Annotated in this window: 10 protein-coding genes; 7 read left to right on the plus strand and 3 right to left on the minus strand. The window is 44.2% G+C overall.

Annotation, left to right across the window (positions count from 1 at the left end):
• Nucleotides 1-53 precede the first annotated feature (53 nt).
• The 3 genes from JGK22_RS31835 (at nucleotide 54) to JGK22_RS31845 (ending at nucleotide 1,856) form a co-directional block, all read left to right on the plus strand.
• Nucleotides 54-284: a hypothetical protein gene (locus tag JGK22_RS31835; RefSeq protein ID WP_293314464.1), complete on the plus strand. Its 231-nt coding sequence runs from the start codon at nucleotides 54-56 to the stop codon at nucleotides 282-284.
• Between the two features lie 64 nt (nucleotides 285-348).
• Nucleotides 349-1,530, plus strand: coding sequence for a hypothetical protein (locus tag JGK22_RS31840; RefSeq protein ID WP_363319283.1), 1,182 nt, complete (start codon nucleotides 349-351; stop codon nucleotides 1,528-1,530).
• A 122-nt stretch (nucleotides 1,531-1,652) separates the two neighbouring features.
• Nucleotides 1,653-1,856 (plus strand): 4-oxalocrotonate tautomerase family protein, encoded by a 204-nt coding sequence (locus JGK22_RS31845; RefSeq protein ID WP_293199291.1) that lies wholly within the window; start codon nucleotides 1,653-1,655, stop codon nucleotides 1,854-1,856.
• A 160-nt stretch (nucleotides 1,857-2,016) separates the two neighbouring features.
• Here the strand turns inward: JGK22_RS31845 and JGK22_RS31850 are convergent, their stop codons facing one another.
• Complete coding sequence (locus JGK22_RS31850; protein ID WP_293187029.1) at nucleotides 2,017-2,607, minus strand: hypothetical protein; 591 nt, start codon at nucleotides 2,605-2,607, stop codon at nucleotides 2,017-2,019.
• A 78-nt stretch (nucleotides 2,608-2,685) separates the two neighbouring features.
• Nucleotides 2,686-3,153 (minus strand): MarR family transcriptional regulator, encoded by a 468-nt coding sequence (locus tag JGK22_RS31855; RefSeq protein ID WP_293187028.1) that lies wholly within the window; start codon nucleotides 3,151-3,153, stop codon nucleotides 2,686-2,688.
• Between the two features lie 312 nt (nucleotides 3,154-3,465).
• On the opposite strand from JGK22_RS31855, the gene JGK22_RS31860 reads away from it, so the two are divergent.
• From JGK22_RS31860 to JGK22_RS31870, 3 genes are all read left to right on the plus strand, one after another.
• A complete protein-coding gene (locus tag JGK22_RS31860; RefSeq protein ID WP_293199288.1) occupies nucleotides 3,466-4,203 on the plus strand; it encodes an L-histidine N(alpha)-methyltransferase in 738 nt (245 codons plus the stop codon).
• A 59-nt stretch (nucleotides 4,204-4,262) separates the two neighbouring features.
• Nucleotides 4,263-4,940: a response regulator transcription factor gene (locus tag JGK22_RS31865; RefSeq protein ID WP_293187026.1), complete on the plus strand. Its 678-nt coding sequence runs from the start codon at nucleotides 4,263-4,265 to the stop codon at nucleotides 4,938-4,940.
• Nucleotides 4,941-5,005: 65 nt separating this feature from the next.
• The gene (locus JGK22_RS31870) at nucleotides 5,006-5,269 is read left to right on the plus strand and encodes a winged helix-turn-helix transcriptional regulator (protein WP_293187032.1); all 264 of its coding nucleotides are present in this window, start codon (nucleotides 5,006-5,008) and stop codon (nucleotides 5,267-5,269) included.
• A 126-nt stretch (nucleotides 5,270-5,395) separates the two neighbouring features.
• Here JGK22_RS31870 and JGK22_RS31875 read toward each other — a convergent pair whose 3' ends face one another.
• On the minus strand, nucleotides 5,396-5,881 hold the full coding sequence (locus JGK22_RS31875; RefSeq protein WP_293208918.1) for a carboxymuconolactone decarboxylase family protein: 486 nt from the start codon (nucleotides 5,879-5,881) through the stop codon (nucleotides 5,396-5,398).
• 376 nt (nucleotides 5,882-6,257) lie between these two features.
• Between JGK22_RS31875 and JGK22_RS31880 the strand changes: the two genes are divergently transcribed.
• Nucleotides 6,258-6,836: a TetR/AcrR family transcriptional regulator gene (locus JGK22_RS31880; protein ID WP_293187024.1), complete on the plus strand. Its 579-nt coding sequence runs from the start codon at nucleotides 6,258-6,260 to the stop codon at nucleotides 6,834-6,836.
• Nucleotides 6,837-7,123 lie beyond the last annotated feature (287 nt).

Consider the following 7,123-nt stretch of genomic DNA (forward strand, 5'->3'; position numbering starts at 1 on the left):
GTAGACTGACATTCCGGGCATTGCATAATATTCCTTTTAAATGTGTGTGATTTGTGACGCTCCGACGACCATTTCATCATACCCTAGTTCAGCAACGCCTAGATTTAAACTTATGGCTTCCCGAACCAGAACCAGAAGAAACTGCCACCAATTACAGGTCTAAGTCAATTGCCTTGCTACAGACTGGTTCCGACGCCATCAACCGGCTTCTTGCAGAACGGCAAAGGGCTGTAACACAACAAGAACTCGAACGAGAAAAAGCTATCCTCGCTCAAAAATATTAAGATCGAACAGAAGCTATATGGGAAATCCGATCGCCAGTTTCTAGAGCGCGTTTTCCAAAAGTTGATGCTCAATTTTACCTGGTGGGTAAATCGCAAGGATGCCGAGGGTAATAATGTCTTTCAAGGCGGATTTTTGGGCTTAGATAATATCGGCGTATTCGATCGCAGTGCGCCACTACCGACGGGCGGATATATCGACCAATCTGACGGTACTAGTTGGATGGGGATGTATTGTTTGAATATGTTAAAAATCGCGCTAGAATTGGCAAAAACTAATCCAGTTTATGAAGATATTGCTACCAAATTTTTTGAACATTATCTCTATATTGCCGATGCGATGAATCACATTGGGGAAATGGAAGATTCCTTATGGAATGAGGAAGATGGCTTCTATTACGACGTGTTGCATTTTCCCGACGATCGCCAAATTGAAATGAAAGTGCGATCGCTAGTCGGCTTAATTCCTCTATTTGCGGTAGAAATATTAGAACCAGAAACATTACAGCAATTACCCAATTTCAAAAAGCGATTGGAATGGTTCATCAAAAATCGGCACGATTTACGCCGTAATGTAGCTTGCATGGAAACCAAAGGTAAAGGCGCGCGCCGATTACTGGCGATCGTTTCTAAAGACAAACTCCAACGCATTTTACAAAAGATGCTCGACGAATCAGAATTTTTCAGCGATTACGGAATTCGGGCAGTTTCTCGCTATCATGCCGAACATCCCTATTGCTTCTATACCAACGGTACCGAGTTTCGCGTCGATTACGAGCCAGCCGAGTCTACCAGTGGTTTATTTGGTGGCAATTCCAACTGGCGCGGCCCCGTTTGGTTTCCAGTGAACTTTCTTTTAATTGAATCGCTGCAAAAGTTCCATCGCTATCTCGGCGATGATTTCAAAGTTGAATGTCCGACAGGTTCGGGGCAAATGTTGACTCTGTGGGAAGTCGCTACCGAACTATCCCAGCGACTCACCCAGATTTTCCTCCGTAACCCAGCGGGACAACGCCCAGTTTATGGGAGTACCCAGAAGTTTCAAAACGACCCGCATTGGCGCGATTTGGTGTTGTTTTATGAATATTTCCACGGCGATAATGGCGCGGGAATTGGAGCCAGTCACCAGACGGGATGGACGGGATTGGTAGCGAAGTTAATTCAACAGTTGGGGGAATATGGGGATGAAGATCGAGTAGGGGAATCGGTGCTGGAAATCGAAGCAGGTAGTGAATCGATCGTTATTTAAGTGGGATGATAAAGGTACTCAATTACCAGTAATATAGATTGCGATTGGTGCCTAACCTACTTTGTTTTTTCCTAACATTGTACAAAGTTAATCCCCACGTTTAGGGTGTAGCAAAAATTAATATGCCATACATTAATATTCAGATTACCACAGGTTCTACAAGGACACAAAAAGCTCAACTTGTTAAAGAAGTAACTGATTCTCTCGTTCGGATTCTTGGCAAAAATCCAGAACATATACACATCGTCATTCAGGAGATTGCAGAAGAAGATTGGGGATTTGCAGGACTCCTGACAGATGATTGGAAACAGCAGCAAAACTCATAAGAAGAGTGATGCTGAAGTAAATTAGATAGTTTTGTAGGGTTGGTATTTTATAAGCCTCGTTGACGAATTATGTCAAACATTTTACCTGTTTAATTACCCCAAACCTAGATGGTGGAAAGTACCCACCATCTAGTCCGACGCTGCTGCCGTAACTGCTCTACTAATCTGCACTGACTTGACTCTTCGCTTTATCTAGTCTTCTTCCCCAAGGTTTGAGAACTGAGATCGCAATAATCACAACCAAAGAAATAACTTGAACGAAAGTTCCAATTAATACACCTTTGGCATCGAAATTATAAACCAAATTATTCAGGGCTTGTAATCCCTCCTGCCCTGACAATTTTTCAGCAGTATTCCCCCACGGAAATAGCCAGAATGTGCCAAATACAACCAAACCAGTCGTTAGTATCCACTTAGTAATTACCCAATAGAACTTGATAAATCCATAATTTGTCATCCAGCACAGAAATGTTGCTGTGATGACGGAACCAATCGCTGAAGGAATGACAATCCAGTCATCTAGAAGATTAATTGCTGAATCTAGAGCATTCAGTACGTCGGCATTAACTGATGTTGTGTTTCTAAGCGACAGTAGCAGCATACTCAAGACGCTTCCCGTCCAGAGCGCAGCAAAACCAATATGCGCTGATAGCAGCCAGTTTCTCTGACGGATACTCAATTTTGGCATTTTTCCTCCAAGGTACTTCGATCGAGAACAGCACAACCGCAAGACAGCAATGCTTTTAGTCATGCGGATCAATTACTTAATATATTGATAGTTAATATATTAAGTAATTGTCCAAAAGTCAACATCATCAGGCTGGGATCGCTAAGAAAAGTTCTGAATGATTCGATCGAGGAGCTTGAGAACGATTTCCTGCTCTGCTTCGGAAATATTTGCAGTTGCCTTTTTAACGGTATCTGCACCAAGCGGTGGCAGAATATACATGAGTCTTTTGCCTTCTTCCGTCAGCCAGATGCGGACGACACGGCGATCTGCTGAGTTTCGTTCTCGGTAAACTAGGTTGCGCTCTTCCATGCGATCGACGACTCCGGTTAGTGTTGCGCCTAGCTGTTTGAGTCTGTCAGCAATACCTGTTGTAGTAATCCCATCTTCTTCCCATAGACAGCACAGAACTAGATAGTGAAATGGAGTCAGATCGTAAGGTTCGAGCCGCTCTAGAAAATCTCTGTACATCAGTTGAGATGCCAGTTTCAGTTGATGCCCCAAGTTGTGAGGAGCGAGAGCATATTTCCATTGCTGGAGAAAATTAGCATTGGACGATGAACTAGGCATTCGATCGAGGTATTGGTGATTAAGCCAAATAGTTAATGTATTAATTATGCTATAACAATCAATTACATAAACGACCGCAAGCGTGAGTTGGAATTGTCGAAGGTAATTTAGGTCGATCGAGTGCGATCGAGTCTCTACAGACTAAATCGCGCTGGGTTTCGATCGCCGCGTTTCTCAACAAATTCTCATTTTCTCTTCAGGAGTGTTTCAGCTCGATCGGGGAGCGTAGTTATTATCGAGGCAAATTTAGCTCCGCGATAACCTAACTTTATCCCCTAGCCCCTCACCAGATGAACGTCAATCAGATCGGGAGTGAATCGATCGAGCATCCCCGTTTTCGGTGGATTAATTTTAATACCATCGCAGGATCGATTGCACTATTATCCGATCGATGTCAGTGCTGGCATTCTCAAGAGTACGGCTCTAGCATTGTTGGAACGCTACCCCAACTTAAAACTGTGCGGCTTGGCGGGGACTTACGAGCAAGCTCTGGCTCAATTGCCACCAGCAGAACTGGGGAACCGCATGGTGATTTTCCTGGGTAGTACGCTAGGGAATCTAACCGATCGAGAGCGTAGCAGTTTCCTGACCCAAATTCAACAGGCACTCCAGCCTGGAGAATTTTTCCTCTTAGGCGTAGATTTACAAAAATCGATCGAGACGATTGAAGCTGCGTATAATGATGCTCAAGGTGTGACGGCTGAATTTAACCTCAATATCCTCCGCCATCTCAATCATCGCTTTGGAGGTGATTTTGCACTTGATCGATTCGAGCATTTAGCATTCTACAATCGGGAGCAACATCAGCTTGAAATGCATCTCCGCAGTTTGGTAACTCAAACTATAGCTTTTGCAAACCTAAACTATCGAGTTAAGTTCGAGGCTGGAGAAACGATTCACACCGAAATATCTCGCAAGTTTCATTTACCAACATTAGTAGATAATTTATCGGCTCATGCTTTTAAACCTTTACAATTTTGGACAGATCCACAAGATTGGTTTGGCTTGTTGCTATGTCAACGTCAATGTACTGTAGGGGAGTATCCTTAAATTCCAAGCGATCGCTATCCAACGAAAAATCAATCCACAATCAAAAATCAAAAATCAAAATGACAGCACATATCCTCTTGGTTGAAGATGAAATTAAACTCGCCCGATTTATCGAACTGGAATTAGATAGTGAGGGTTATCGCGTCAGTGTGGCACACGATGGGATGGCGGGACTGAGTTTGGCGCGGGAGGCGGCACCGGATCTAGCGATTTTGGATTGGATGTTGCCAGGACTTACAGGCGTGGAACTCTGTCGGCGACTGCGATCGACTGGTATATCTATCCCCGTAATTTTACTGACAGCTAAAGATGAAGTCGGCGATCGCGTGACGGGTTTGGATGCGGGAGCCGATGATTATGTAGTCAAACCGTTTAGTATTGAAGAACTACTCGCGCGCATCCGTTCTCATCTGCGACGCACCCAAAAAACCGACGAAGATCTGTTGCAATTTGAAGATTTAAGTTTAAATCGACGGACTCGCGAAGTCCATCGCGGTAGCAGATCGATCAATTTAACTGCCAAAGAATTTGAGTTATTACAATACCTATTGAGTCATCCTCGCCAAGTATTTACTAGAGAGTTAATTATCGAAAATGTCTGGGGATTTGATTTTCTGGGCGACTCAAATATTATCGAGGTTTACGTTCGCTATCTCCGCACGAAGTTGGAGCAAAACAACGAGCCAAGATTGATTCATACCGCGCGGGGTGTCGGGTATGCTTTGCGGGAGCAATAGCAGCGATGAAGATTTCGATTATAACGTTAAAGTTGAGCGGCAGCAGATAGCCATGGACACTCTACATTTTGTGGATTCTCGACACAAACGGCGAATTACGCTTTGGTGAACTGAGGCGTAAAGTTGATGGCATCTCAACGAAGGTGCTTACCGAAAGATTGCGATTACTGGAATCGATTGAAGTAGTTCATCGTCACCATGAATCTACAATTCCACCTCAAGTTACCTACAGCTTGACTGAACGCGGAAAAGAGTTGTCTGGGACACTCGACCACCTCTACAAACTCGCTGTGCGTTGGTATGGCACGGAGGGAAAAACGGCTGTCTAGATTTTGCTGAATGCTAACAGATAACCTTTAGGCTGCTGTCCCTACACGTAACCCAACAGCCGACCCTCGATCGAATTCAAATTTAAAACATTTGGACTTTTATTTCGTTTCAACGCAACAGACTTCCTAGCTCTCAATATGTTTGCCAGCATTCCACCAAGACAAAGAACTCGCCGCCAGATCCAGCGGTGGTTTTTCTAAAGTTGTTGCCAGTGTATCATTCCATTTATTGTAAAAAGACATCATCGCAATCAGACTGACAATCTCCGCGATCGCTTCATCCTCAAAGTATTTACCCAATTCTCCAAAATCCTCATCCGTGACTGCATTGGGCATTTTATTAGCCTTATCAGCAACTGTCAACGCCGCGCGTTCGGCAGCCGAGAAACTGGGATGAGTCTGGTAATCGCGAATATTTTGAACTTTGTCCATCGACAACCCATATTTGAGAGCTAGCCCCGCACAATGCGCCGTACAGTACATACAACCAGCCGCACGGGATGAAACATACATCACGAGCAATCTGAGCGTCATCGAGGTTTTTCCCGCTGTCAGCAGCACTGCGCCAGTTAGTTCGACTACTGCCTTCATCACCGCAGGCTTATGTCCCATCGTCAGATAGTCATTAGGGGCTTGCAGCTTAATACTATACCAATCATTTGGCTACTCCTTCGACAATACAATTGCATGGCTGGGATTTTATTTCTACGCAAGTCCCTTAGGCAGAAATCCGAAAAATTCCTCCAGTTGCCCGAACATTTCATCATATGTGGCGAGTTCGGCAATGGGTTTGGGTGCAAGTCTGGGCATGGTTGTCTCCTGCGATTTGTTTGCATAATTACTCGATCGACAATTGCTCAGGCTTAAACCCTTGCGGATGGGCTATACTGATGAAACAATAGTTTTTGTCGATATAGACAAGAATACAGGTTTTTGTCGAACCCGTCAAGAATAAACATCGATAATTTTTAGCTAACTACCGATAACCATGCCGCGCCCTCGATCGTTCGATACCGATGCTGTCATAGAACAACTCTGCGATTATTTCTGGGAGCATGGCTATAGTGCGACATCTTTGGATGAGTTGGCGCAACTGCTGGGAGTCAAGCGGGGCAGTTTATTTAATGCCTTTGGCTCGAAGGAAGTGTTATTTTATGCGGCTTTCGAGCGGTACGAGCAAAAGTTTAAACTGGCGTTTGAGACGGATAAAAGTGGCGTTAACGCGATCGCCAATTATTTCCATAATGCGATCGAAATTGCGTCTACCAAAGGGATGGGGCGCGGTTGCTTTTTGGTGAATCTGTTGATGTCTGCCGAAATTCCCACTCCCGAACTTCAACAAGCGATCGATCTAGACGTAATTTTTATCAAAGACTTTTTTCACAAACATTTAGAACTAGCTCGGCTAGATGGGCAACTACCGCCGCCAATTTCTATTTCAGCCGGAGTCGATGTGTTGTTTAGTGCCACGATCGGAGTTTTCGCATTAGCGCGGATGAGAGCAACGCCTATGATGATTCAAGAGTTCGTTAAGAACAATTTTCGGGGATTGTTTCTCAAGGTGTAGGTGAGATCCTCCAACCTTGTCGAAAGAGCAAGATTTCAACAAAACAGCGCAAGAATCGGGCTTCAGCTTACTGGGGCTTTTCTCTACTATTGAGGTATGGAAATTTTTCTAGTAGTGAGCCAAAGATCGTGACTACTCAACCCATCTTCAAAACTGTAATGAACCGTGTCACTTTTGAAAGTGAAGGCGAAACCGCTCGTAAAAACATGGACAAAGCTACCCAAAAGTAGTCAATGTTAGACATCTACGTTAGTAATTTTAGTCCACAGTCCTAAAACTACAGGAAT

It is taken from the genome of Microcoleus sp. PH2017_08_TRC_O_A, assembly GCF_020738665.1.
Lineage (GTDB): Bacteria > Cyanobacteriota > Cyanobacteriia > Cyanobacteriales > Microcoleaceae > Microcoleus.